Annotated in this window: 17 protein-coding genes; 10 read left to right on the top strand and 7 right to left on the bottom strand. The window is 68.9% G+C overall.

Going from position 1 to position 23,206, the window contains the following annotated elements; all coding sequences use genetic code 11:
- Window positions 1-16: 16 nt before the first annotated feature.
- The 3 genes from mscL to coaA form a co-directional block, all read right to left on the bottom strand.
- Window positions 17-424, bottom strand: coding sequence for a large conductance mechanosensitive channel protein MscL (gene mscL, locus ABIC21_RS00570; protein ID WP_354348512.1), 408 nt, complete (start codon window positions 422-424; stop codon window positions 17-19).
- Between the two features lie 66 nt (window positions 425-490).
- Window positions 491-1,423: a M15 family metallopeptidase gene (locus tag ABIC21_RS00565; RefSeq protein WP_354348511.1), complete on the bottom strand. Its 933-nt coding sequence runs from the start codon at window positions 1,421-1,423 to the stop codon at window positions 491-493.
- A 5-nt stretch (window positions 1,424-1,428) separates the two neighbouring features.
- On the bottom strand, window positions 1,429-2,394 hold the full coding sequence (gene coaA / locus ABIC21_RS00560) for a type I pantothenate kinase (RefSeq protein ID WP_354348510.1): 966 nt from the start codon (window positions 2,392-2,394) through the stop codon (window positions 1,429-1,431).
- 145 nt (window positions 2,395-2,539) lie between these two features.
- Here coaA and glmS point away from each other — a divergent pair, with 145 nt between their 5' ends.
- The 8 genes from glmS (at window position 2,540) to ABIC21_RS00520 (ending at window position 15,251) form a co-directional block, all read left to right on the top strand.
- Window positions 2,540-4,429 carry a glutamine--fructose-6-phosphate transaminase (isomerizing) gene (glmS, locus tag ABIC21_RS00555; protein ID WP_354348509.1) on the top strand — a complete coding sequence of 630 codons (1,890 nt, stop codon included), beginning with the start codon at window positions 2,540-2,542 and terminating at the stop codon, window positions 4,427-4,429.
- Window positions 4,430-4,433: 4 nt separating this feature from the next.
- Window positions 4,434-4,781 (top strand): holo-ACP synthase, encoded by a 348-nt coding sequence (locus ABIC21_RS00550; RefSeq protein WP_024366340.1) that lies wholly within the window; start codon window positions 4,434-4,436, stop codon window positions 4,779-4,781.
- A gap of 63 nt (window positions 4,782-4,844) precedes the next feature.
- Complete coding sequence (locus ABIC21_RS00545) at window positions 4,845-6,359, top strand: NAD(P)H-hydrate epimerase (protein WP_354348508.1); 1,515 nt, start codon at window positions 4,845-4,847, stop codon at window positions 6,357-6,359.
- A 91-nt stretch (window positions 6,360-6,450) separates the two neighbouring features.
- A complete protein-coding gene (glgX, locus tag ABIC21_RS00540) occupies window positions 6,451-8,790 on the top strand; it encodes a glycogen debranching protein GlgX (RefSeq protein ID WP_354348507.1) in 2,340 nt (779 codons plus the stop codon).
- Window positions 8,787-11,129 carry a malto-oligosyltrehalose synthase gene (gene treY / locus ABIC21_RS00535; protein ID WP_354348506.1) on the top strand — a complete coding sequence of 781 codons (2,343 nt, stop codon included), beginning with the start codon at window positions 8,787-8,789 and terminating at the stop codon, window positions 11,127-11,129. The genes glgX and treY overlap by 4 nt, the downstream gene beginning before the upstream one ends.
- A gap of 28 nt (window positions 11,130-11,157) precedes the next feature.
- On the top strand, window positions 11,158-12,942 hold the full coding sequence (treZ, locus tag ABIC21_RS00530; protein ID WP_354348743.1) for a malto-oligosyltrehalose trehalohydrolase: 1,785 nt from the start codon (window positions 11,158-11,160) through the stop codon (window positions 12,940-12,942).
- 15 nt (window positions 12,943-12,957) lie between these two features.
- Window positions 12,958-13,995, top strand: coding sequence for an L-glyceraldehyde 3-phosphate reductase (mgrA, locus tag ABIC21_RS00525; RefSeq protein ID WP_354348505.1), 1,038 nt, complete (start codon window positions 12,958-12,960; stop codon window positions 13,993-13,995).
- Between the two features lie 170 nt (window positions 13,996-14,165).
- Window positions 14,166-15,251: an inositol-3-phosphate synthase gene (locus tag ABIC21_RS00520; RefSeq protein ID WP_354348504.1), complete on the top strand. Its 1,086-nt coding sequence runs from the start codon at window positions 14,166-14,168 to the stop codon at window positions 15,249-15,251.
- Between the two features lie 236 nt (window positions 15,252-15,487).
- Here the strand turns inward: ABIC21_RS00520 and ABIC21_RS00515 are convergent, their stop codons facing one another.
- From ABIC21_RS00515 to mshA, 3 genes are all read right to left on the bottom strand, one after another.
- Window positions 15,488-16,204 carry an endonuclease domain-containing protein gene (locus ABIC21_RS00515; RefSeq protein WP_354348503.1) on the bottom strand — a complete coding sequence of 239 codons (717 nt, stop codon included), beginning with the start codon at window positions 16,202-16,204 and terminating at the stop codon, window positions 15,488-15,490.
- A 433-nt stretch (window positions 16,205-16,637) separates the two neighbouring features.
- Complete coding sequence (locus ABIC21_RS00510; protein WP_354348502.1) at window positions 16,638-18,434, bottom strand: formate--tetrahydrofolate ligase; 1,797 nt, start codon at window positions 18,432-18,434, stop codon at window positions 16,638-16,640.
- A gap of 58 nt (window positions 18,435-18,492) precedes the next feature.
- Window positions 18,493-19,779 carry a D-inositol-3-phosphate glycosyltransferase gene (mshA, locus tag ABIC21_RS00505; protein WP_354348501.1) on the bottom strand — a complete coding sequence of 429 codons (1,287 nt, stop codon included), beginning with the start codon at window positions 19,777-19,779 and terminating at the stop codon, window positions 18,493-18,495.
- 129 nt (window positions 19,780-19,908) lie between these two features.
- Here mshA and ABIC21_RS00500 point away from each other — a divergent pair, with 129 nt between their 5' ends.
- On the top strand, window positions 19,909-20,445 hold the full coding sequence (locus ABIC21_RS00500; RefSeq protein ID WP_354348500.1) for a GNAT family N-acetyltransferase: 537 nt from the start codon (window positions 19,909-19,911) through the stop codon (window positions 20,443-20,445).
- A gap of 9 nt (window positions 20,446-20,454) precedes the next feature.
- On the opposite strand, the gene ABIC21_RS00495 is transcribed toward ABIC21_RS00500, so the two are convergent.
- Entirely contained in the window at window positions 20,455-21,870 is a 1,416-nt protein-coding gene (locus tag ABIC21_RS00495; protein ID WP_354348499.1) for a family 4 glycosyl hydrolase, read from the bottom strand.
- 81 nt (window positions 21,871-21,951) lie between these two features.
- Here ABIC21_RS00495 and ABIC21_RS00490 point away from each other — a divergent pair, with 81 nt between their 5' ends.
- Entirely contained in the window at window positions 21,952-23,043 is a 1,092-nt protein-coding gene (locus ABIC21_RS00490) for a carbohydrate kinase family protein (RefSeq protein ID WP_354348498.1), read from the top strand.
- Window positions 23,044-23,206: the final 163 nt, after the last annotated feature.

Genomic DNA, 23,206 nt, shown 5'->3' with positions numbered 1-23,206 from the left:
GCTGTGTCAGGGGCTGCTAGAGGGTGCGGTCCGCGCGGAGGACGTCACGGATTTCGGTCAGGAGCGCGATCTGCGGATCCTCCGCCGCTTCTTCCTTGACGTCCGGGCTGATGCCGAGGCGGCGGTTGCGCCGTTCGATCATGTGATTCATCGGCACAACCACCACGAAGTAGATGGCGGCCGCGACCAACAGAAAATTGACGATTGCCGTCAGCAGCACGCCGAACTTGATGTCATTGCCGTTCAGGGTGACTACGGCGAAGCTGTCGAAGTTGGGCGAACCGACCAGTCCCGCGATGAACGGCATCAGCACGCTCTGGACCAGTGCCGTTACCACGGCGCCAAAAGCGGCGCCGATAACGACTGCGACGGCAAGGTCCACGACGTTGCCCTTGAGAATGAAGTTCTTGAATCCGTTCAACATGTCCCCAAGCTAGCCCAGCCGCGTGAACACGCTGTGTCGCGGAGGTAAGCGTTGCGGCCCGTGTCGCTACCGGTAACCCGGTGCCGCTTCGAGTCCGAAGTACTCCTCGAGGGTCGCTATGCCCCGGGTGTGCATGTCGCCTGACGTCTCCACTCCCACGTAGCGCAGGTGCCACGGCTCGTAGTAGTAGCCGGTGATCTCATGGAACATCCACGGGTAGCGCACCACGAAGCCGAACAGGTGGGCGTTGGCCTTCACCCAGACCGCCGCCGGCTGGTTGGCGAACGCGGGGGTGAAGCTGTCCCGCCCGCTGCCGTCGCCGATGTCGAAGGACCAGCCGGTCTGGTGTTCCGAAAAGCCGGGCCGCGCGGACGCGGTGTCCGCCGCGGCCTGTCCTTCCGCGTTCACCCATCGGTTGTAGGTGGCGATCTGGGTGTTGAAGGAGCGGTAGCCGCTCGCGAGGGTGATGACGACGCCTGCCGCCGCAGCCGCCGCGAACATCTTCTCCGCCGCGCCCGCCGCCGTGCTGTTGAGCAGTGCCGCTTCCCCGGAGGTGGCCAGGCGCACGCGGGGCTGGACCAGGCCGGCCGGCACGTAGGCGGCGGGGGAGAGCGGCCGGTGCTTGTTCACGACCACCCACGGACTCGCCGGGTCGGTGAGCGAGTGCCGGGGTACGGGCGCGGCCGCGGAGGGCTCCGGCGGTGCGGTGGCGGGCACAGCGGCGGCGGGACTGCCCGGCAGGGGCTCAGTGGAGGAGTGCGTGACGCCGGCAGTGCCAGAGGCCGCCGCGGGGGTACCCGCCGTCGTCGCGGACGGGGCGAACGGCGCTGTCGGGGAGGACGGCCCGAACGGCGTCGGACGGGCTTCCCCCGGGGCGCAGGCGCTAAGGGCCGCCAGCCCCGAGCCGGCCAGCAGCAGCCGGCCAAACGACCGCCGGCTGGGCGGTCCGGCGACGGGCTCCGGCGCGGCAGGACGCTCAGCGGACCCTTTGAAGCACACCTGTGCTAGACCTTGCGGAGCAGCATGCGGCGGATGGAGTGGTCGGCGTCCTTGGTGAGGACCAGCTGCGCGCGGCCGCGGGTGGGGAGGACGTTTTCCTCCAGGTTCGGTTCGTTGATGCGCTTCCAGATCTCGCGGGCAGTCTGCTCCGCCTCGGAGTCCGAGAGTGTGGCGTAGCGGTGGAAGTAGGACTCAGGCTGCGCGAACGCGGTGGTCCGGAGTTTGCGGAAGCGGTCCACGTACCACTCCTCAATGTAGGACGTTTTGGCATCAACATAGATGGAAAAATCGAAGAAGTCACTCAGTGCCAGGCCCTGCCGCCCGTCGTGCCGCGGCCGGGCCGGTGCCAGGACGTTCAGCCCCTCGACGATCAGCACGTCGGGCCGGCGCACCACCACTTCCTTGCCCGGGACGATGTCGTACGTCACGTGGGAGTACCAGGGCGCCCGGACTTCCTCGGCGCCGCCCTTGATCTCGCTCACAAAGCGGAGCAGCGCGCGGCGGTCGTAGGACTCGGGGAATCCCTTGCGCTCCAGCAGCTGGCGGCGTTTGAGCTCCGCCAGCGGGTACAGGAAGCCGTCGGTGGTGATGAGCTCCACGTTGGGGGTGCCGGGCCAGCGGCGGAGCATCTCGCGGAGCACGCGGGCGATGGTCGACTTGCCCACGGCCACCGAACCCGCGACGCCGATCACGAACGGTGTGCGCTGGGTCTGCTCGCCCAGGAAGGTGGTGGTTGCCGCATGGAGCTGGCCTGCCGCCTCGACGTACAGGTGCAGCAGCCGGGACAGCGGGAGGTAGACCTCGCGGACTTCCTTAATGTCCAGGGGGTCGCCGAGGCCGCGGAGACGGAGTACGTCCTCCTCGTTGAGGGGCTGCTCCATCTGGGCAGCGAGCCGGGACCAGGTCTGCCGGTCCAGCTCCACGAACGGGGAGACGCCGTCGCCGTTCGCTTCATTGCGTTGCAAAGTCACCCTAGAGATTCTGCCCTCCGCCGGGCCGAGAGCGAAATGGGCGGACCAGTCCGTGCAGCAGGCGCGCCCCGCCAAGTCGGCGGACGTCGTGCTGGAAGCAATGATCCTACGTCCTCTGTCCGGGAAACCCGCTAGGCTTGGGTCCATGTGTGGAATCGTTGGATATGTGGGCCACTCCGCTGGCCGGGTAAATACTGGACACAATGCCCTGGACGTTGTCCTTGAGGGACTGCGGCGCCTGGAGTACCGGGGCTACGACTCTGCAGGCATTGCCGTTGTGGCTGACGGAACCATTTCGTCCCGCAAGAAGTCGGGCAAGCTGAGCAACCTGATCGCCGAACTCGAGGCCAGACCGCTGCCGGAATCGCTGACCGGCATCGGTCACACGCGCTGGGCGACCCACGGCGGCCCGACCGACCAGAACGCCCACCCGCACCTCTCCGATGAGGGCAGGCTGGCCGTGATCCACAACGGCATCATCGAAAACTTTGCCGAGCTCAAGCTGGAGCTCGTGCGCAAGGGTGTGGTCTTCAAGTCCGAGACCGACACCGAGGTCGCCGCCGCACTGCTCGGCGACATCTACCACAACCAGGTCCACGGCTCGTCCAAGGGCGACCTGACCAAGGCCATGCAGCTGGCCTGCCAGCGCCTCGAAGGCGCCTTCACCCTCCTCGCCATCCACGCGGACCAGCCCGACGTCGTCGTGGCGGCCCGCCGCAACTCCCCGCTCGTCGTCGGCCTCGGCGACGGCGAGAACTTCCTCGGCTCCGACGTTTCCGGCTTCATCGACTACACGCGCCGCGCCGTCGAGCTCGGCCAGGACCAGATCGTCACCATCACCGCCGACACCGTGGAAATCACGGACTTCTACGGCGCCCCGGCCGAGGGCAAGGAATACCACGTCAACTGGGATCCGGCCTCGGCGGAAAAGGGCGGCTTCCCGTCCTTCATGGAAAAGGAAATCCACGACCAGCCGGACGCCGTGCTGCAGACCCTGCTGGGCCGCTCGGACATCAACGGCCGCCTGACCCTCGACGAGCTCCGCGTCGATCCGGAACTGCTCAAGAACGTCGACAAGATCATCGTCCTCGCCTGCGGGACCTCCGCCTACGCCGGACAGGTCGCCAAGTACGCGATCGAACACTGGTGCCGGATCCCCACCGAGGTGGAACTCTCCCACGAATTCCGCTACCGCGACCCGATCGTGGACGAGAACACCCTGATCGTCTCGATCTCCCAGTCCGGCGAGACCATGGACACCCTGATGGCCGTCCGCTACGCCAAGGAACAGGGCGCCAAGACGGTCTCGATCTGCAACACCAACGGGTCCACGATTCCGCGCGAATCCGACGCCGTGCTGTACACCCACGCGGGCCCGGAAATCGCCGTCGCCTCCACCAAGGCCTTCCTGGCGCAGATCACCGCCGCTTACCTCCTGGGCCTCTACCTGGCCCAGCTGCGCGGCAACAAGTTCCAGGGCGAGATCAAGGACATCCTCGCGGACCTCAACAAGATCCCGGCCAAGATCCAGCAGATCCTCGACAACGAGGCACAGATCAAGGAACTCGGCGAGTCCATGGCTGACGCCAAGTCCGTGCTGTTCCTGGGCCGCCACGTCGGCTTCCCGGTGGCGATGGAGGGCGCGCTCAAGCTCAAGGAGCTTGCCTACATCCACGCCGAGGGCTTCGCCGCAGGTGAGCTCAAGCACGGCCCGATCGCGCTGATCGAGGAGGGCCAGCCCGTCTTCGTGGTGGTCCCCTCGCCCCGCGGCCGCGACTCGCTGCACGCCAAGGTGGTTTCCAACATCCAGGAAGTCCGGGCGCGCGGCGCCAAGACGATCGTCATCGCGGAGGAGGGCGACGAGGCGGTCAAGGCCTACGCCGAGCACGTCTTCTACATTCCGGAGACGCCCACGCTGCTGGCCCCGCTGCTCAGCACGGTCCCGCTGCAGATTTTCGCCCTCGCCCTGGCGTCCGCCAAGGGCTACGACGTGGACCAGCCTCGCAACCTGGCCAAGAGCGTGACCGTAGAATAACGCCATGATTGTTGGCATTGGCGTAGACGTCGTAGACATTGAACGGTTCGGCCGGCAGCTGGAGCGCACCCCCGGGCTGCGCGACAGGCTGTTCGTCCCCGCGGAGCGTGAACTGAACACCCGCTCCCTGGCGGCCCGGTTCGCCGCGAAGGAGGCCGTGGCCAAGGTGCTCGGCGCCCCGGCCGGCATGAACTGGCAGGACTGCTGGATCGGGCTGGACCAGAACGGCCCCACGGTCCAGGTCAAGGGCACCGTGCTGGCCGTGGCCGAGTCGAAAGGCGTCAAGCGCTGGCACCTGTCCATGAGCCACGACGGCGGCATCGCCACAGCGACGGTCATCGCCGAAGGCTGAGCATGACCAGTCTGAACCACGCCGCACCTTCCACAGCGACTGCACCGCGAACGGACTGAAACCATGATCAGCGCCTACACCGGAACCCAGATACGAGAGCCTGAAAGGCCTTTCCTGGGAAACGGTGTGGGCGCTGTTCTGATGCAACGGGCCGCCTACGGGCTGGCCAACGCGGTGGTCCGCGAACTCCGCGCCCGGGGGGAGCGCCTCTACGGCGCCAGCGTCACGGTGCTCGCCGGCAAGGGCAACAACGGCGGGGACGGGCTGTTCGCGGCCGCCCTGCTGGCTGGCCGCGGCATGCGGACGACGGCGGTACTCACCGCGGGGGAGGCCCACCCCGCAGGGCTTGAAGCTTTGGAAAAAGCCGGCGGCCGGGTGATCCGCCTGGCGCAGGGGAACGTCGCCGGCGCGGCCGCGGCCGCCGCGGCGTCCGGCGTCGTCATCGACGCGGTCCTCGGCACGGGCGCGCAGGGCGGGCTCCGCGGTCCCGCCGCGGAGCTGATCGAGGTGCTGGGCCGCTCCCGGCCCGGACTCGTGGTGGCCTGCGACATCCCCAGCGGCGTGGACGCCGACACCGGAGAATCCCATCCCCCCGTGCTCCGCGCGGAGCTCACCGTGACCTTCGGGGCGGCCAAGGCCGGACTGCTGGTCGACCCCGGGGCGGACTTCGCCGGCCGAGTGCAGGTGATCCCGATCGGGATCGAGGCTGCCCTGCCGGAGCCGGCCCTGCGCCGCCTGGAGTCCGGGGACCTCGCCGCGCTCCTGCCCCACCCCGAGCGGCGCTCGCACAAGTACTCCCGCGGCGTCCTGGGCGTCGTCGCCGGCTCACACCAGTACCCCGGCGCCGCGGTGCTCGCCTGCCGCGGCGCGCTGGCAGCCGGCGTGGGCATGGTGCGCTACCTTGGGCCGCCGGACGTCGCCGACCTGGTCCGCCGGTCCTGCCCGGAGGTCGTGTGCGGCTCCGGCTCCGCCGCGGACGCCCACGTCCAGGCCTGGCTCGTGGGACCGGGAATCGACGAACACGCCCATGAGCAGCTGGACCGCGTCCGCGACGCCGCGGCCACCGGGCTTCCCGTCGTGGCCGATGCCGGGGCACTGCCGGCCCTGCCCCGGGACCTCGCCCCCCGGTTCGTGCTGACACCGCACGCCGGCGAGCTGGAAACCCTCCTGGCGCGCTACGGCGCCGGACCCGGCCGCTCCGGAGTGGAGGGCGCCACCCTCGCGGCCGCCCGGCGGGCCAGCGGGCTGACCGGGGCCACGGTCCTGCTCAAGGGCGCCACGACCCTTGTTGCCGCCCCCTCGGGTACGGTCTTCAGCCAGGCCGACGCGACCCCCTGGCTGGCCACTGCCGGCAGCGGGGACGTCCTGGCCGGCATCCTGGGGGCCCTGCTCTCGCAGCTGGCCGGGAGCCAGGGGACGTTCGCCTCCCGCGGAATCCGCGGCGACGACCGCTGGGCCGGCATCGCAGCGCTGGGCGCCAGCGTCCACGGCCGGGCCGGAACCCTCGCCTCGGACGGCGGGCCCGTGACGGCGTCGGACGTCGCGCAATCCGTGCGGAGGGCCATGACGAAGCTGTAACAAAAGCGCACGCGCAGTGCGCCGAGTCAATTGGTAACCCTACTTACAAGTAGTCTGTCTAGAGAATTTTCGCCACGCACGAGGAGTACACATGGAAGTCTGGCCCGGAACGGCATACCCGCTGGGAGCCACCTTTGACGGCACCGGCACCAACTTTGCCCTGTTCAGCGAACGCGCGGAACGGGTGGAGCTGTGCATCCTTGCTGATGATCTGTCCGAGACGCGCATCGAGCTGACCGAGGTGGACGGCTACGTGTGGCACTGCTACCTGCCGCACATCCAGCCCGGCCAGAAGTACGGCTACCGGGTCCACGGCCCGTACGAGCCCGAGAACGGCAACCGCTTCAACCCGAACAAGCTGCTGATGGACCCCTACGCCAAGGCCATCCAGGGCCAGATCGACTGGGATCCGGCGCTGTTCACCTACGAATTCGGCGACCCCGATTCCCGCAACGACAGCGACTCGGCGCCGCACACCATGCACGGCGTGGTCATCAACCCGTTCTTCGAGTGGGACGGCGACCGCCAGCCGCGGATCCCCTACCACCAGTCGGTCATCTACGAGGCCCACGTCAAGGGCCTGACCGAGCTGCACCCGGAAGTCCCCGAAGAGCAGCGCGGCACCTACGCCGGCGTCGCGCACCCGGCCGTGATCGAGCACCTGAAGAAGCTCGGCGTCACCGCGATCGAACTCATGCCCGTGCACCAGTTCGTCAACGACGGCACGCTCGAGGAGAAGGGCCTCAACAACTACTGGGGCTACAACACCATCGGCTTCTTCGCCCCGCAGAACACCTACAGCTCCTCCGGCGACGTCGGGCACCAGGTCCAGGAATTCAAGGCCATGGTCCGCGAGCTGCACAAGGCCGGCATGGAAGTGATCCTGGACGTGGTCTACAACCACACCGCCGAAGGCAACCACCTCGGCCCCACCCTGTCCTTCAAGGGCATCGACAACCAGGCCTACTACCGGCTGGTCGACGACGACCTGAAGCACTACATGGATTACACCGGCACCGGAAACTCCCTCAACGTCCGGCACCCGCACTCCCTCCAGCTGCTCATGGACTCCCTGCGCTACTGGGTGACGGAAATGCACGTCGACGGCTTCCGCTTCGACCTCGCCTCCACGCTCGCCCGTGAGTTCTATGACGTCGACAAGCTCTCCACATTCTTCGAACTCATCCAGCAGGACCCGATCGTTTCCCAGGTCAAGCTGATCGCCGAGCCCTGGGACATCGGCCCGGGCGGCTACCAGGTGGGCAACTTCCCGCCGCAGTGGACCGAGTGGAACGGCAAGTACCGCGACACGGTCCGCGACTTCTGGCGCGGCGAGCCCTCCACCCTGGGCGAATTCGCCTCCCGCCTGACCGGCTCCGCGGACCTGTACGAAAGTTCGGCGCGGCGCCCGGTGGCCTCGATCAACTTCGTCACGGCCCACGACGGCTTCACCATGCGCGACCTCGTCTCCTACAACGAGAAGCACAACGACGCCAACGGCGAAGGCAACAACGACGGCGAATCCCACAACCGGTCCTGGAACTGCGGCGAGGAAGGGGACACGGACAACGACCACGTCCTGACCCTCCGCGCCCGCCAGCAGCGCAACTTCATCGCCACCCTGCTGCTCTCGCAGGGCGTCCCGATGCTCCTGCACGGTGACGAACTCGGCCGCACGCAGCAGGGCAACAACAACACCTACTGCCAGGACTCCGAGCTGAGCTGGATCCACTGGGACGCCATGGACCAGCCGCTGGTGGAGTTCACCGCCGTCGTCAACAAGATCCGCCACGACCACCCGACGTTCCGGCGCAGCCGCTTCTTCGACGGCCGCCCTGTCGTTCGGGGTGAGGGCGAGAAGCTGCCGGACATCGTCTGGCTGAAGACGGACGGTACGGGAATGCTGCCGGAAGACTGGGACAGCGGCTTCGGCCGGACCATCGGCGTGTTCTACAACGGGCACGGCATCCAGGAGCAGGACTCCCGCGGCCGCCGGATCACCGACGACAGCTTCCTGCTCGGTTTCAACGCCCACGACGACGACGTGGACTTTGCGCTGCCGGCCGAGGAGTACTCCAAGTTCTGGGACGTCCTGGTGGACACCGCGGACCAGGCCAACACCGAGGAACCGCTCAAGGCTGGCTCGGTGATCAAGCTGGCAGCCAAGTCGATGGTGGTGCTCCGCGCACACTCCGGTCCCGAGGTGGAAGTGGACTACTCCGCCGCAGCATCCCTGGCCGCGATGGCCGAGCACGAGGAAGAAGGCTCGGCAGCGGCTGCCGCCGAAGCCGCCGCCGCCGAGGAGGAGGCCGCCGCCGCCAAGGCCGCGGAGGAAGCCGCTGCCGCTAAGGCCAAGGGCTCGTCCGTCAAGGGGGCCAGCCGGAAGAAGCCGGCCGCGAAGCCGAGGGATTCGAAAGGGCCCGCCAAATGAGGACTCCCGTCTCCACCTACCGGCTTCAGATCCGGCCCGGCTTCACCCTCCAGGATGCTGCCGAGACCGTGCCCTACCTGAAGTCGCTCGGCGTGGACTGGATCTACCTCTCGCCGATCCTGACCGCGGAGAAGGGCTCGGACCACGGCTATGACGTCACCGACCCCTCCGCGATCGACCCGGGCCGGGGCGGCCCGGAGGGCCTGGCCGCCGCGTCGCAGGCGGCGCGGGACGCCGGGATGGGCGTGCTCGTCGACATTGTGCCCAACCATGTCGGCGTCGCCACCCCCGTGCAGAACCCGTGGTGGTGGTCCCTGCTCAAGGAGGGGCAGCAGTCCCGCTACGCCCCGGCGTTCGACGTCGACTGGGACTTCGGCGGCGGCCGGATCCGGATCCCCGTGCTGGGATCGGACTCCGACGTGGATGCGCTGGAAATCAAGGACGGGGAGCTGCGGTACTACGACCACCGCTTCCCGCTGGCCGAGGGCACCTATACCGCAGGTGACCCCACTGCGGATGACCCCCGCGAGGTCCACGGCCGGCAGCACTACGAGCTGGTCGGCTGGCGCCGGGCCGACAACGAGCTGAACTACCGCCGGTTCTTCGCCGTCAACAGCCTGGCCGGCATCCGGGTCGAGCTCCCGGAGGTCTTCGATGAGGCCCATGAGGAGATTGTCCGCTGGTTCCGCGACGGGCTGGTCGACGGACTCCGGATCGACCACCCGGACGGACTCGCCGATCCGGAGGGCTACCTGCGCCGGCTCCGCGAGGTCACGGGCGGCAGCTACCTGCTGATCGAGAAGATCCTCGAACCGGGGGAAGTCCTTCCGGAGGGTTTCGACTGCGAGGGAACCACCGGCTACGACGCCCTCGCCGACGTGGACCGGCTCTTCGTCGACCCCGCCGGGCAGGAAGCCCTGGACGCCCTCGACACTGAGCTGCGCGGCGGCCAGGCGGCGGACTACGAGGAGATGATCCGGGGCACCAAGCGCCGGATCACCGACGGGATCCTCCATTCCGAGATGCTCCGGCTGGCACGGCTGGTGCCGTCCCACACGGGCCTCACGGTTGAGGCGGCCGCCGATGCCCTGTCCGAGATCATCGCCGCCTTCCCGGTGTACCGCAGCTACCTGCCCGAGGGCGCGGACGTCCTCAAGGAGGCCTGCGAACTTGCCGTCCGCCGCCGTCCGGAGGTGGCCGACGCCGTCGGGCAGCTGCTTCCGCTGCTCCTCGAGGCCGGCCCGGAGCCGGACGCCGAACTGGGCCGCCGCTTCCAGCAGACCTCCGGCATGGTCATGGCCAAGGGTGTGGAGGACACCGCGTTCTTCCGCTACACCCGGCTGGGCACCCTGACGGAGGTCGGGGCCGATCCCACCGAGTTTGCGATCGATCCGGACGAGTTCCACCACCGGATGGCCCGGCGGCAGGCCGAGCTTCCGCTGTCCATGACCACGCTGAGCACGCACGACACCAAGCGCAGCGAGGACACCCGGGCCCGGATCTCCGTGCTCGCGGAGCTGGCCCCGGAATGGCGGGCCGCCCTGGCCCGGCTGCAGGAGCTGGCGCCGCTGCCCGACGGTCCGCTGGCCAACCTGCTGTGGCAGGCCATCGCCGGCGCCTGGCCCGCGGACCGGGACCGGCTGCAGTCCTACGCGCAGAAGGCGGCCCGGGAGGCCGGCAACTCAACCGACTGGCTCGACCCGGATGCCGGCTTCGAGGAGAAGCTGGCCGCTGCCGTCGACGCGGCCTTCGACCACCCCGGCGTCCGGGCGGAACTGGAATCCCTCGTGGAGCTCCTGGCGCCGTACGGGGCCGTCAATTCACTGGGCGCCAAGCTGGTGCAGCTGACCATGCCCGGGGTCCCGGACGTGTACCAGGGCACCGAGTTCTGGGACCGCTCGCTGACGGATCCGGACAACCGGCGGCCGTTCGACTACGGTGCGCGGCGCACGGCCCTGGCCGCGCTCGACGCCGGCGAACACCCGGCGTCGTACACCGATGACGCGGCGAAACTCCTGGTCACCTCGCGGGCGCTGCGCCTGCGCCGCGACAGCCCGGAGCTGTTCACCGGCTACCGTCCCGTGGCGGCCGCCGGCGCGGCCGCCGGGCACCTGATCGGCTTCGACCGGGTCAGTGCGGCAGGGGCCGGGGCCGTCACCCTCGCGACCCGGCTACCCCGGGGACTGGAGCAGCAGGGCGGGTGGCGGGACACCGCCATCGACCTGGACGGCCCCATGACCGACGAACTAACGGGCGCCACCTTCGGCCCGGGCACCGTGGAGGTGGCCGCCATCCTGGCCCGCTACCCGGTGGCCCTGCTGGTACCCGCCAAGCACTGACCGAACCACCGATATACGGAAAGCTGTGATCACTTTGCCTGCTGACGGAAATGACCGCTTCGACCTTTGGGCGCCAGAAGCGGGCACCGTGACGCTGCTGGCCGACGGCCGGCACTACCCGATGACCCGGCGGCCCGGCGGCGGCCCCGGCGGTGACGCCGGCGGCGGCGGGTGGTGGACCGCGCCGGGGGCCCCGGCCGCCGGGGACGTCGACTACGGCTACCTGGTCGACGGGGACACCACTCCGCTGCCGGATCCCCGGTCCCGGCGGCAGCCCGAGGGTGTCCACTCGCTGTCTCGCACCTTCGATGCGGGCAGCCACGAGTGGGCGGACGGGCAGTGGCCGGGCCGCGGGCTGCAGGGATCGGTGATCTATGAGCTGCACGTGGGGACCTTCACCCCCGAGGGAACGCTGGACGCGGCGATCGGCAAGCTCGGCTACCTGGCGGAGCTCGGCGTCGACTTCGTGGAGCTGCTGCCGGTGAACGGCTTCAACGGCACCCACAACTGGGGCTACGACGGCGTCCTCTGGTACGCCGTGCACGAAGGCTACGGCGGACCCGCCGCGTACCAGCGCTTCGTGGATGCCGCCCATGCCGCCGGGCTGGGTGTCATCCAGGATGTCGTCTACAACCACCTTGGCCCCAGCGGAAACTACCTTTCGCGGTTCGGGCCGTACCTGAAGTCGGGGGAGGGCAACACCTGGGGCGACTCGGTCAACCTCGACGGCCCCGGCTCCGACGTCGTTCGCCGCTACATCCTCGAGAACGCCGCGATGTGGCTGCGGGACTACCACGTGGACGGGCTGCGGCTCGATGCAGTGCACGCCTTCAAGGACGAGCGGGCGGTCCACCTGCTCGAGGAGTTCGGGGCACTCGCGGACGAAATCTCCGCCGAGACCGGCCGTCCCGCCACGATGATCGCCGAGTCGGACCTCAACGACCCGCGGCTGCTCTACCCGCGGACCCTCAACGGCCACGGCCTGGCCGGACAGTGGAGCGACGATTTCCACCATGCCGTGCACGTCAACGTCAGCGGCGAGACCACCGGCTACTACTCCGACTTCGGGTCCCTCGAGGCCCTCGCCAAGGTCCTGGTCGACGGCTTCTTCCATGACGGCAGCTACTCCAGCTTCCGCGGCCGGCACCACGGCCGGCCCATCAACACCGGCCTGGTCCACCCGGCGGCGCTGGTGGTCTGCAGCCAGAACCACGACCAGATCGGCAACCGGGCCACCGGCGACCGGCTGTCCCAGACCCTCGGGTACGGGCAGCTGGCGCTCGCTGCCGTCGCGACCCTGACCTCGCCCTTCACGCCGATGCTGTTCATGGGTGAGGAATACGGGGCCACCACGCCGTGGCAGTTCTTCACCTCGCACCCGGAACCGGAACTCGGTAAGGCCACCGCGGAGGGCCGGATCCGGGAGTTCGAACGGATGGGCTGGGACCCCGCCGTCGTGCCCGACCCGCAGGACCCGGCGACCTTCACCCGCTCCCGGCTCAACTGGGCCGAAGCCGCCGAGGGCGACCACGCCCGGCTGCTGGACCTGTACCGGCAGCTGATCGCGCTGCGGCGCTCGACGCCCGAACTCGCCGGCCTCGGCTTCGAGGACACCGCGGTGGCCTTCAGCGAATCCGACGGCTGGCTCCGGCTGCGCCGCGGCAGCGTGGAGGTCGCGATGAACTTCTCCGCCGGACCGACCCGGCTCGCCGTTGCCGGCAGCACCATCTCGCTGGCCACCGACGGCGGCTCGCGCCTCGGCGACGGCCGGCTGGACCTCCCCGGCCACAGTGCCGCCATCATCTCGAAATAGAACAGGATAGTACGTATGACTTATGTTGCAGCAGAAACCCGGTACGACTCCATGCCCTACCGCCGCGTCGGACGCAGCGGCCTGAAGCTCCCCGCCATTTCCCTTGGCCTGTGGCACAACTTCGGCGACGACAAGCCCTTCGAAACCCAGCGCGCCATCCTGCGCCGGGCCTTCGACCTCGGCGTCAACCACTTCGACCTGGCCAACAACTACGGACCGCTGGCCGGTTCCGCCGAGACCAACTTCGGCCGCCACCTCAGGGACGACTTCGCCCCCTACCGGGACGAGCTCATCATCTCCACCAAGGCCGGCTACAACATGTGGCCGGGCCCGTTCGGTGAATGGGGCTCCCGCAAATACCTGCTCGCCAGCCTGGACCAGTCGCTGAACCGCATGGGCCTGGACTACGTCGACATCTTCTACAGCCACCGGCCGGACCCGGAAACGCCGATGGAAGAGACCATGGGCGCCCTGGACCAGGCCGTCCGCTCCGGGAAGGCCCTGTACGCCGGCATCTCCTCCTACACCCCGGAGCAGACCCTCGAGGCCGCCCGGATCCTGAAGGAGCTCGGCACCCCGCTGCTGATCCACCAGCCCAGCTACTCCATGCTGAACCGCTGGACCGAAAACGGCAGCCCCAACCTGTACGAGGCGCTGGAGCAGGTGGGGGCGGGCTCGATCGCGTTCTCGCCGCTGGCGCAGGGCATGCTGACCGGCCGCTACCTGAACGGGATTCCGGCCGATTCCCGCGCCGCCCAGGAGAAGTCCCTGGACGAGGACAGCATCACCGAGGACAAGCTGGACCGGGTGCGGGGACTGCACCGTATCGCTGAGGGCCGCGGGCAGACCCTCGCGCAGATGGCCATCGCCTGGATCCTGCGCGAGCAGGGCAAGGGCTCCTCCGTAACCTCCGCCCTGGTCGGCGCGTCCAGCGTCGGGCAGCTCGAGGACACCCTGTCCGCCATCAACAACCTCGGCTTCACCGCCGAGGAGCTGACGGCGATCGACGAGTTCGCCGTCGAGTCCGACATCAACCTGTGGGCGCAGAAATAGCTCGCCCCGCCCGCTTGTAATACTGAGGGCGCGGCGGGCCGGGAACAACCCGGCCCGCCGCGCCGTTGACTAGAATGCTAAGGGCGCCGTATGGCGCCGTGCCCGCTGCCGCCGTCGTGCATCAGAGTACTTCCGCGCCGGGCACATGAAGTTGTCCCCAAAGGAGTTCCGTGTCTTCACATCCGATTCGTGTTGCAATCGTCGGCGTTGGTAACTGTGCCACCTCGCTGGTCCAGGGCGTTGAGTACTACCGGGAGGCCGACCCCAAGGCCACGATTCCGGGGCTGATGCACGTGGAGTTCGGCAAGTACCACGTCAACGACGTCGAGTTCGTTGCTGCGTTCGACGTCGACGGCAAGAAGGTGGGCCTGGATCTGGCCGACGCCATCCTGGCCAGCGAAAACAACACCATCAAGATCGCCGACGTCCCGCCGACCGGTGTCACCGTCCAGCGCGGCCCGACCCTCGACGGCCTCGGCAAGTACTACCTCGAGACCATCGAGCAGTCAACGGAAGAGCCGGTCGACGTCGTCCAGGCCCTCAAGGACGCCAAGGTCGACGTGATGGTCTGCTACCTGCCGGTCGGCTCGCAGGAAGCCGCGGAGTACTACGCCCAGTGCGCGATCGACGCCGGGGTGGGCTTCGTCAACGCCCTGCCGGTCTTCATCGCCGGCACCAAGGCCTGGGCGGACAAGTTCACCGCCGCCGGTGTCCCGATCGTGGGCGATGACATCAAGAGCCAGATCGGTGCCACCATCACGCACCGCGTCATGGCCAAGCTGTTCGAGGACCGCGGCGTCACCCTGGACCGCACGTACCAGCTGAACGTCGGCGGCAACATGGACTTCAAGAACATGCTGGAGCGCGACCGCCTCGAGTCCAAGAAGATCTCCAAGACGCAGGCCGTCACCTCCAACGTGGAGGCCGAGCTGGCCGCCAAGGACGTCCACATCGGCCCGTCGGACTACGTCCAGTGGCTCGATGACCGCAAGTGGGCGTTCGTCCGCCTCGAGGGCCGTAACTTCGGCGACGCCCCGGTGTCGCTCGAATACAAGCTGGAGGTCTGGGACTCGCCCAACTCCGCCGGCGTGATCATCGACGCCATCCGCGCCGCCAAGATCGGACTTGACCGCGGCATCGGCGGCCCGATGCTCTCCGCCTCAAGCTACTTCATGAAGTCCCCGCCCGAGCAGTTCAACGACGACCTCGCCCGTGACAAGGTCGAGGCCTTCATCCGCGGCGACCTGGAGCGCTAACCCCGCCCGTCTCCCTCGACGCTCCCGCACCTTTGGTGTGTTTAGACACGACGCTCCCGCACCTTTGGTGTGTTTAGACACGACGCTCCCGCACCTTTGGTGTGTTTAGACACGACGCTCCCGCACCTTTGGTGTGGGAGCGTCGTGCGTCCGGTGCCCGGGCGACGATCCCTCACATGTGGTCGGTACCAGTCCGATCCCTCCTCACGTCGTGCAGGTATCGCCGGATCGCTCCCTCAGACGGGGTTGGAAAAGCCTGCAGCAGACGACGGGCTGAGGTACGCGGTGTGGAGGATCCGCTTAATCTTGGCGGTGGCGCCCTCGAAGCCGTCCGCCAGGTCGTTTTTTGTCAGGACGAGTACGATCCATCCCGCTGATTCGAAGGCCTTGTCACGTCGGCGGTCGCTGAATTTCTGGTCTGGCAGCAGGTGATGGCCGCCGTCGTACTGGACGGCCAGCCGACGGCGGCGATACCCAAGATCCGCAGTCGGGGAACCCGGACTACCCGGGCGGAGCGGGAGCTGCAGCTCCGGCTCCGGGAGACCGGCGTCGCACATCGCCAGGCGAAGCAGTGTTTCCGGAGCCGAGTCGGATCCCACTCGCATCAAGTCCAGGGCCGCCCGGGCGCGGACGATTCCCTGTAGATTCGGGTGGCGGCTCACCATCGACCGCAGCCCATCGATGGTCGCGAAAGGCTCGTTCCGTCCCTCCAGCCCGAACCGCGGAACCCGAACGAGCTCGTCGCCCATGCAGACCAACTCGGACAGGCTCAACCGCCGGGCGAGGTCGAGCCAGGTGCGGGGACGCGTGCTGATCCGGATGCCGTCCGCTGTTTCGACCTCGTCGTCCCAAGCCAGAACCGTATGCCCGACGATCCCTTTGCGCCGGACTTCGGGAAGCGCCCGCGGCTTGCTCAGGTGCAGCTCATCAGAGTCCGAGAGCCACGGTGGCAAGAGCTGACACCGAAGCCTGGCGGCTGTGACGTGCGAGATCCAGGCCCCTGGCGACGCAGCGGAAAGTAAGCGAGCAGCCGTCTCCAACTCAAAGCTCCATTCAACAGGCCGATAGAGACCGCGGCTGATATGACTAATGTCGGACTGTCTGAGCCTCGTTCTTGGCACTCCCAAGGCCCTGGCAGCAGCGAAAGTGAAGGGTGCTGCACCGAGTGGGCCGGGAAGCTCCGTTCGAGTTTTCATGCTGGAATTGTGAACCCATTTGGACAACCGTGCAGGAGTTATCCACAGATGTGCCGGATCGGCTAGTAGCGGCAAGTGCGGGCTCCAACGGTCTGGCCCTGACGCGGCGCCGGATGTGAGGGGGCGTTGGTTGGAGGGACGCCGGACGTGAGGGGGCGTTGGTTGGAGGGACGCCGGATGTGAGGGGGCGTTAGAAGAGGCCGGTGGGGTTGCCTTCGGCGTCGACGTCCATGCGCATCGCGGCCGGGACCTTCGGGAGCCCCGGCATGGTCATGACCGCGCCGGTGAGGGCCACGATGAAGCCGGCGCCGGTCTTGGGAATGAGGTCGCGGACGTGCACGGTGAAGCCCTTCGGTGCGCCGAGCTTGCTCGCGTCGTCACTGAAGGAGTACTGCGTCTTCGCCATGCAGACCGGGAAGCCGGACCAGCCGTTCTTCTCGATCTCCGCAAGCCGCTTGAGCGCCGGAACGGAGAAGTCCACGCCGTCGGCGCCGTAGATCTCCTGCACGATGGTCCGGATCTTGTCCTCCACCGACATCTCCAGCGGGTACAGGTGCCGGAAGGTGTGCGGCGCGTCGATGGCCGCGGCGACCTTGGCCGCGAGCTCGTCGCCGCCGTCGCCGCCGCCCCCGCGGCCCCAGACATCGGCCACGGCAGCCTGGACGCCCTCCGCGGCGCACCATTCCAGCAGCCAGTCCAGCTCCTCCCGGGTGTCGGTGGCGAATTTGTTGATCGCCACCACGGGCGTGATGCCGAACTTCTCCACGTTCCGCACATGGCGCTGGAGATTGACGACGCCGGCGGCCAGCGCGTCCAGGTTGGGCTCCTTGAGCTGGTCCTTGGGGACGCCGCCGTGCATCTTCAGGGCCCGGACGGTCACCACGACGACGACGGCGGACGGCGCCACGTCGGCGACGCGGGACTTGATGTCCATGTACTTTTCCGCGCCCAGGTCGGCGCCGAAGCCGGCCTCGGTGACGACGATGTCCGCGAGGCTGCGGGCGGTCTGGGTGGCGATCAGGGAATTGCAGCCGTGCGCGATGTTGGCGAACGGGCCACCGTGCACCAGGGCCGGGGTCCCGGCGATGGTCTGCACCAGGTTCGGCTTGAGGGCGTCCTTCAGCAGCATGGTCAGGGCGCCCTGGACGCCCAGCTGGGCCACCGTGACCGGCTGCCGGTCGTAGGTGTAGCCGAAGGTGATCCGGCCCAGCCGTTCCCGGAGGTCCGGGAGGTCCGTGGACAGGCAGAACACCGCCATGATCTCCGAGGCCACGGTGATGTCGAAGCCGTCCTGCCGTGGGATGCCCTGGGTCGGGCCGCCGAGGCCGATCACCACCTCGCGCAGCGACCGGTCGTTCATGTCCAGCACCCGCTTGAAGGTCATCCGGCGCGGGTCGATGTTCAGCTCGTTGCCCTGGTAGATGTGGTTGTCCACGAGGGCCATCAGGGCGTTGTTAGCCGAGGTGACGGCGTGGAAATCCCCGGTGAAGTGCAGGTTGATCTCGTCCATCGGCAGCACCTGGGAGTAGCCGCCGCCCGTGGCGCCGCCCTTCATGCCCAGGATCGGCCCGAGCGACGGCTCACGCAGCGCGATCATCACCTTGTGGCCTGCACGGGCCAGGGAATCCGCCAGCCCCACCGTCGTCGTGGACTTGCCTTCACCGGCGGGAGTGGGGGACATCGCCGAAACCAACACCACCTTGCCCGGGGCGCGGGACGCGCCGCCGGCCGGCGGACCGGCGAGCCTGGCAGGATCGATCTTCGCCTTGTAACGGCCGTGGAAGTCCAGCGCCTCGGCGTTGATCCCGGCCGCCGCGGCAATTTCCTCGATCGGCCGCATCGTGGCCTGCTGCGCGATCTCCAGATCACTCAACGCGGCGGCGCCGCCCGCGGCAGGCCCGACGGCGGCGCCCGTAGCGGCGGACTGGCCCGGTGCGCCGCCCGTGGCTGGTGTCGCGGCTGATCCGGGAATCCTTGTTTCAGACATCGTTGTCCTTTGGCTCGTGGCGTCGGTGGGTGTTCCGACCAGTGGGTTCAGGCCGCTGTTACCGGCCTATGGTTCCAGGTGAGGGGGTGTGGCCCACCGGAATGGTCAGGTTTCCAAAGTACTGGCTCAACGCGGTGTGGTAGCTCTCCAGCGTGACCGCGGCGGTTCGTTGCCAGCCGAATCCCTCCGCGTGCAGGGCGGCCGCGCGGCCCATGTCCTCGCGGGTTGCGGGGTCGTCGTACAGGGCCTCCAAAGCGTCAGCCCAGTCGGCGGCCTTGTGGCCCTCCACGAGCATGCCGGTCCGGCCGTCAAAGACGGCACGGGAGAGCCCGCCGACCTTGGTGGCGACGACCGGCGTTCCGCAGGCCTGGGCCTCCAACGCCACAAGACCGAATGATTCGCTGTAGGACGGCATCACCACGACGTCGGCGGACCGGAACCAGCCGGCGAGCGTCGGTGCGCTGACCGGCGGGTGGTGGGTGACGACGTCGTCCATCCCGGCGGCGCTGATCAGCGACTTCAGGTCGAAATCCTTGGCCCCGCTGACCGCGCCGACGATGGTCAGCTGCAGGTCGATGTCCGGACGCCGGTCCCGGAGCAGGGCGGCGGCCTTGACCAGGATCTGCGGTCCCTTGAGGCGCTGGATCCGGCCCGCGAACAGCAGGTGGAAGCGGCCCGGCGGGATCCCGCGGGCAGCCCGGTCCCGGCCGCGGAACGCCGGCGTGAAGATGTCCAGGTCCACGCCCGGCGGGGCCACATCGATGTGGTCGTTGTCCGCGTGGTAGTGCGAGACCAGTTCCGCCGCTTCGGTGCCCGTGTTGGCGATCAGCCGCGTGGCGCCGTCGACAATCCTCTGCTCGCCGTCCTCGCGCCGCCGCGGCTCGGGTTGCTCGCCGGAGACCAGCAGCAGGTTCTTCACCTTGGCCATGGTGTGCATGGTGTGCACCAGCGGCAGCCCCCACAGGCTGGCAAGCTCCAGCCCGGCCACCCCGGAAACCCAGTAGTGCGAATGGATCACGTCGTAGCGGCCGTGCGGCTGGAGCTGCCGGATCCGGTCGATTTCGGCGACCATGCTGTGCAGCAGTTCGGGAAGCTCCTCCTTGGGCAGCTTCCGGGCCGGGCCGGCCATGACGTTGTGCACGCAGACTCCGGGGGAGGGGTGCTCGACGGCGGCCTGGCCGGCGGCCGTGGACCGGGTGAAGATCTCCACCTCGACGCCGGTTTCGGCCAGGGCCGCGGCGAGCGCGCGGATGTACACGTTCATGCCGCCGGCGTCGCCGGACCCGGGCTGCTCCATCGGCGAGGTGTGCAGGGAGAGGAAAGCGACGCGGCGGATCAGCGACATTCCCTACCACCCTTCCATGTGCGCCTGGAACTGCATTTCGATAAAACACTACTCCTGAAAATCCCGCGGGTTCATAGGCCGCCGGGCGGCGCCGGTCACAGAGCCAGGCATCCTGCTAACGTGACGGCTGTGAGCACAAGCGAAGAGACCGAATCCACCGCCCCGGGCTGGGATATCCGCCCCGCCGCCGGCGCGGACTGGCCGGCGATCTGGGGGATCCTCGAACCCGTGATCAGGGCCGGGGAGACCTTCACCTGGGACCGGGACACCACCGAGCACCAGGCTCGCGACCGGTGGTTCAAACAGTCCCCGGGGCAGACCTTCGTCGCGGTGGGGCGGGGGGAGCTCGACGGCGTCGTCCTGGGCACCGGCGAGCTGCACGCAAACCAGGGCGGCGGCGGAAGCCACGTCGCGAATGCCGGGTACATGGTCCACCCGGCGCACGGGGGCAAGGGGGTGGCCCGCGGGCTGTGCGCGTACTCGCTCGACGCGGCGCGGGCGGCCGGCTTCCGGGCCATGCAGTTCAACGCCGTCGTGGAAACCAACGTCCGGGCCGTTGCCGCCTGGCAGTCCCTGGGCTTCGACGTGCTGGCCACCATCCCGGAAGCGTTCCTGCACCCGCGGCTGGGCTACGTGGGACTGCACCTGATGTACCGCAGGCTGTAGCGCCGGGGCTCAGGGCTTCCCGCGCCAGAGCTCCTTCAGCTCCGGGAACGCGGCCTCGTACCCGGCCAGCAGTTTGTCCGCGAGGGCCGCGGAACCGACCAGCGGGTGCCCGGCGAACGCCGCCAGCGCCGCGTCCCGGCGGCCCGGCCCCGTGGAGCCGGAGTCCCGGCTGGTGGCCGCCACGACGAGCCGTTCGACGTCCTTGACCTGCCGGAGCAGCGCCAGCTGTTCCGGTGCGGGGCGCTCCTGCGGTAGCGGCGCCACGCCGTCGGGCGTCACCCGGCAGGGAACCTCGACGACGGCGTCCGCGGGCAGCCCGGGAATCGCCGGCGCAGGGGCTCCCCCTGCGCCGGTGGTGTTGGGGGTGTTTAGGATCAGCTCCGCCGCACCGCCGCCGGAGAGGGCCCGCATCACGGCGAGGGCGACGCGTTCGTAGCCGCCGCCGGCCAGGTCCGTCTCGTCACGGCGCTCGCCGGCGGCGCGGGCCTCGGCGAGGTAGCCCTCCTCGCGGGAACGCCGTGCGGCGTCCCACAGCCGGTAGGCCTCCGGGCCTGCCGCCGCGAGCTGCGGATAGAGCTCGGACTGCTGCCGGTCGATGGACTCGCCGCGGGTCGTGGGGGAGGACCGGATGCCGGCCAGGGCGCGTCCGGTCTCGTAGTAGTAGTACAGGTATTCGTTCGGCAGGCACCCCAGCTTCGCCAGGAAGGTCTGCGGAAACAGGCGTCCCTCCTCGAAACCGGCCAGGGCGTCCGCGTCGGCCAGCAGCCCGGGCAGTGCGTCCCGCCCGCCGGCCGACAGCCGGTACAGCCAGCCGAGGTGGTTCAGGCCGTAGTAGCCCACGCCGTCGAGCGTGCCCTCCGGCAGGGCGACGCCGGCGGCCCGCGCCGCCCGGTGCACCAGCCCGCTGGCCGAGTCGCAGATGCCGACCACCTTGCGGCCGAGCACCGGGACCAGGGCTTCGGTGACCATGCCGGCCGGGTTCGTGAAGTTCAGCAGCCACGCGTCAGGGCAGTGGCGGCGCATCTGGGCGGCGAGCTCCAGCATGTGCGGGATGGACCGCAGCGCGTAGGAGATGCCGCCGGCCCCGGTGGTTTCCTGGCCCAGCAGCCCCAGTTGCAGGGCCACCCGTTCGTCGGCGGTGCGGCCGGCTGTCCCGCCGGGCCGGATCGCGGCGAACACCAGGTCCGTGCCGTGCAGCGCCTCGGCCAGGGAGGTGGTGGCGCGGACCGCGGGAAGCGTGGCTGCCGTGCCGGGCTGGTGCTGGCCCGTAAAGGAGGCCAGGACGGCGTTGATGGCGGCGAGCCGGCCGGGATCGACGTCGTACAGCACCAGTTCCCGGACCAGCCCGGCGAAGGGACCCGCGCAGAGCGCCCGGTAGACCAGCGGTACACGGAATCCGCCGCCCCCGGCAATCATCAGCCGCATGTCGACAGTCTATGCACAGCGACAGCTGCCTGGCCCGGCAGACGCCTTTCCAGTGCTACCCGGACGGCGTACTGTGCATACATGGACGCGATACCGACGCGGCGTTTTGACCCGCTTTCCTCCGTCCGAACCCCGGCGGCGGAGGGCTTCGATCTGCTGCTGACCGGGACCGTTTTTCAGGACATCATCTTCACCGGGTTGCCGCACGCACCCGTCGCCGGAACCGAAATCTGGAGTGACGGGATGGGCAGCTGCCCCGGAGGCGTGGCCAACCAGGCCATCGCCGCGGCACGCCTGGGGCTGCGGACCGGGCTGGCGGCAGCGTTCGGCGATGACGGCTACGGCGACTACAACTGGAAGATTTTGGCCGGACAGGAACACGTTGACCTGTCCCTGTCCCGGAAGATCGCAGGCTGGCACTCCCCGGTCACGGTGTCCCTCAGCGTGGACCACGACCGATCCATGGTGACGCACGGCCACCCCGCCCCGGTGAGCTCCAGCGACCTGGTCGGCTGCCCTCCGCCGTCACTCGCCGCCGTCGCGGAGCTTGGCGAGGAGCTGGAGCCGTGGGCGCTCGACGCGCACAAGGCCGGGGTCCGGCTGTTCGGCGACGTCGGCTGGGATCCCACGGGCGTCTGGTCCGCGGCACGGCTGGACAACCTGCAGTACTTCCACGCCTTTATGCCCAACCAGCACGAGGCGATGGCCTTCACCGGGCACGACAACCCGTGGGCTGCGCTCTACGCGCTGGCGGACAAGGTGCCAGTCGCCGTCGTGACCCTTGGGCCCCAGGGTGCCATGGCCGTGGACTCCTTGACGGGCGAGGAGGAGTGGGTGCCGTCGCTTCCGGTGTCCGCTTACGATCCGACAGGCGCGGGGGACTGCTTCGGCGCCGCCTTCATCGTGGGCTGCTTGGCGGGCTGGCCGCTCGGCGACCGGCTGCGGTTCGCCAATCTCTGCGCCGCCCTGGCCGTGCAGGAGGTCGGCGGCTCGCTCGCCGCACCCGGCTGGGGGGACATCGCCGACTGGTGGCAGCGGGCCAACGCCCGGAAGGAACGCCAGAGCAGCCAGTGGCTCCGGCGCTACCGCTTCCTCGAGGACATCGTCCGCGACGTGCCGCAGGAAGCGCAAAGGCGGGCGACGGCGACCATCGCGCACCTTTCGGACGCGTAGCAGGCTCCCCCCACTGGACATGCCCTCCCTGCGGGCTGAGGAGTGGACAGAATGCCATTGTGCTCACTCGTGGCCGCGAAGACTGGGCATGTCCCTCGGAGCGACGGTGCGGACCTGGATCCAGGTCTGGTCCACGTGGCGGCTGGACATGCCCTCCCTGCGG

The sequence above is a fragment of the Pseudarthrobacter sp. PvP090 genome, from assembly GCF_040547365.1.
In the GTDB taxonomy this organism is placed as follows: Bacteria; Actinomycetota; Actinomycetes; order Actinomycetales; family Micrococcaceae; genus Arthrobacter.
Note: the sequence above shows the minus strand (reverse complement) of the source record. Positions and strands in the feature narration are given on the sequence as shown.

Bases quoted from the DNA above. Each gene is read 5' to 3' on its own strand.
- ABIC21_RS00550 (WP_024366340.1), top strand. From the start codon at position 4,434: ATGATTGTTGGCATTGGCGTAGACGTCGTAGACATTGAACGGTTCGGC.
- ABIC21_RS00545 (WP_354348508.1), top strand. From the start codon at position 4,845: ATGATCAGCGCCTACACCGGAACCCAGATACGAGAGCCTGAAAGGCCT.
- glmS (WP_354348509.1), top strand. From the start codon at position 2,540: ATGTGTGGAATCGTTGGATATGTGGGCCACTCCGCTGGCCGGGTAAAT.
- ABIC21_RS00495 (WP_354348499.1), bottom strand. From the start codon at position 21,870: ATGCGGCTGATGATTGCCGGGGGCGGCGGATTCCGTGTACCGCTGGTC.
- mgrA (WP_354348505.1), top strand. From the start codon at position 12,958: ATGACTTATGTTGCAGCAGAAACCCGGTACGACTCCATGCCCTACCGC.
- mscL (WP_354348512.1), bottom strand. From the start codon at position 424: ATGTTGAACGGATTCAAGAACTTCATTCTCAAGGGCAACGTCGTGGAC.
- treY (WP_354348506.1), top strand. From the start codon at position 8,787: ATGAGGACTCCCGTCTCCACCTACCGGCTTCAGATCCGGCCCGGCTTC.
- mshA (WP_354348501.1), bottom strand. From the start codon at position 19,779: ATGTCGCTGATCCGCCGCGTCGCTTTCCTCTCCCTGCACACCTCGCCG.
- ABIC21_RS00490 (WP_354348498.1), top strand. From the start codon at position 21,952: ATGGACGCGATACCGACGCGGCGTTTTGACCCGCTTTCCTCCGTCCGA.
- glgX (WP_354348507.1), top strand. From the start codon at position 6,451: ATGGAAGTCTGGCCCGGAACGGCATACCCGCTGGGAGCCACCTTTGAC.
- ABIC21_RS00510 (WP_354348502.1), bottom strand. From the start codon at position 18,434: ATGTCTGAAACAAGGATTCCCGGATCAGCCGCGACACCAGCCACGGGC.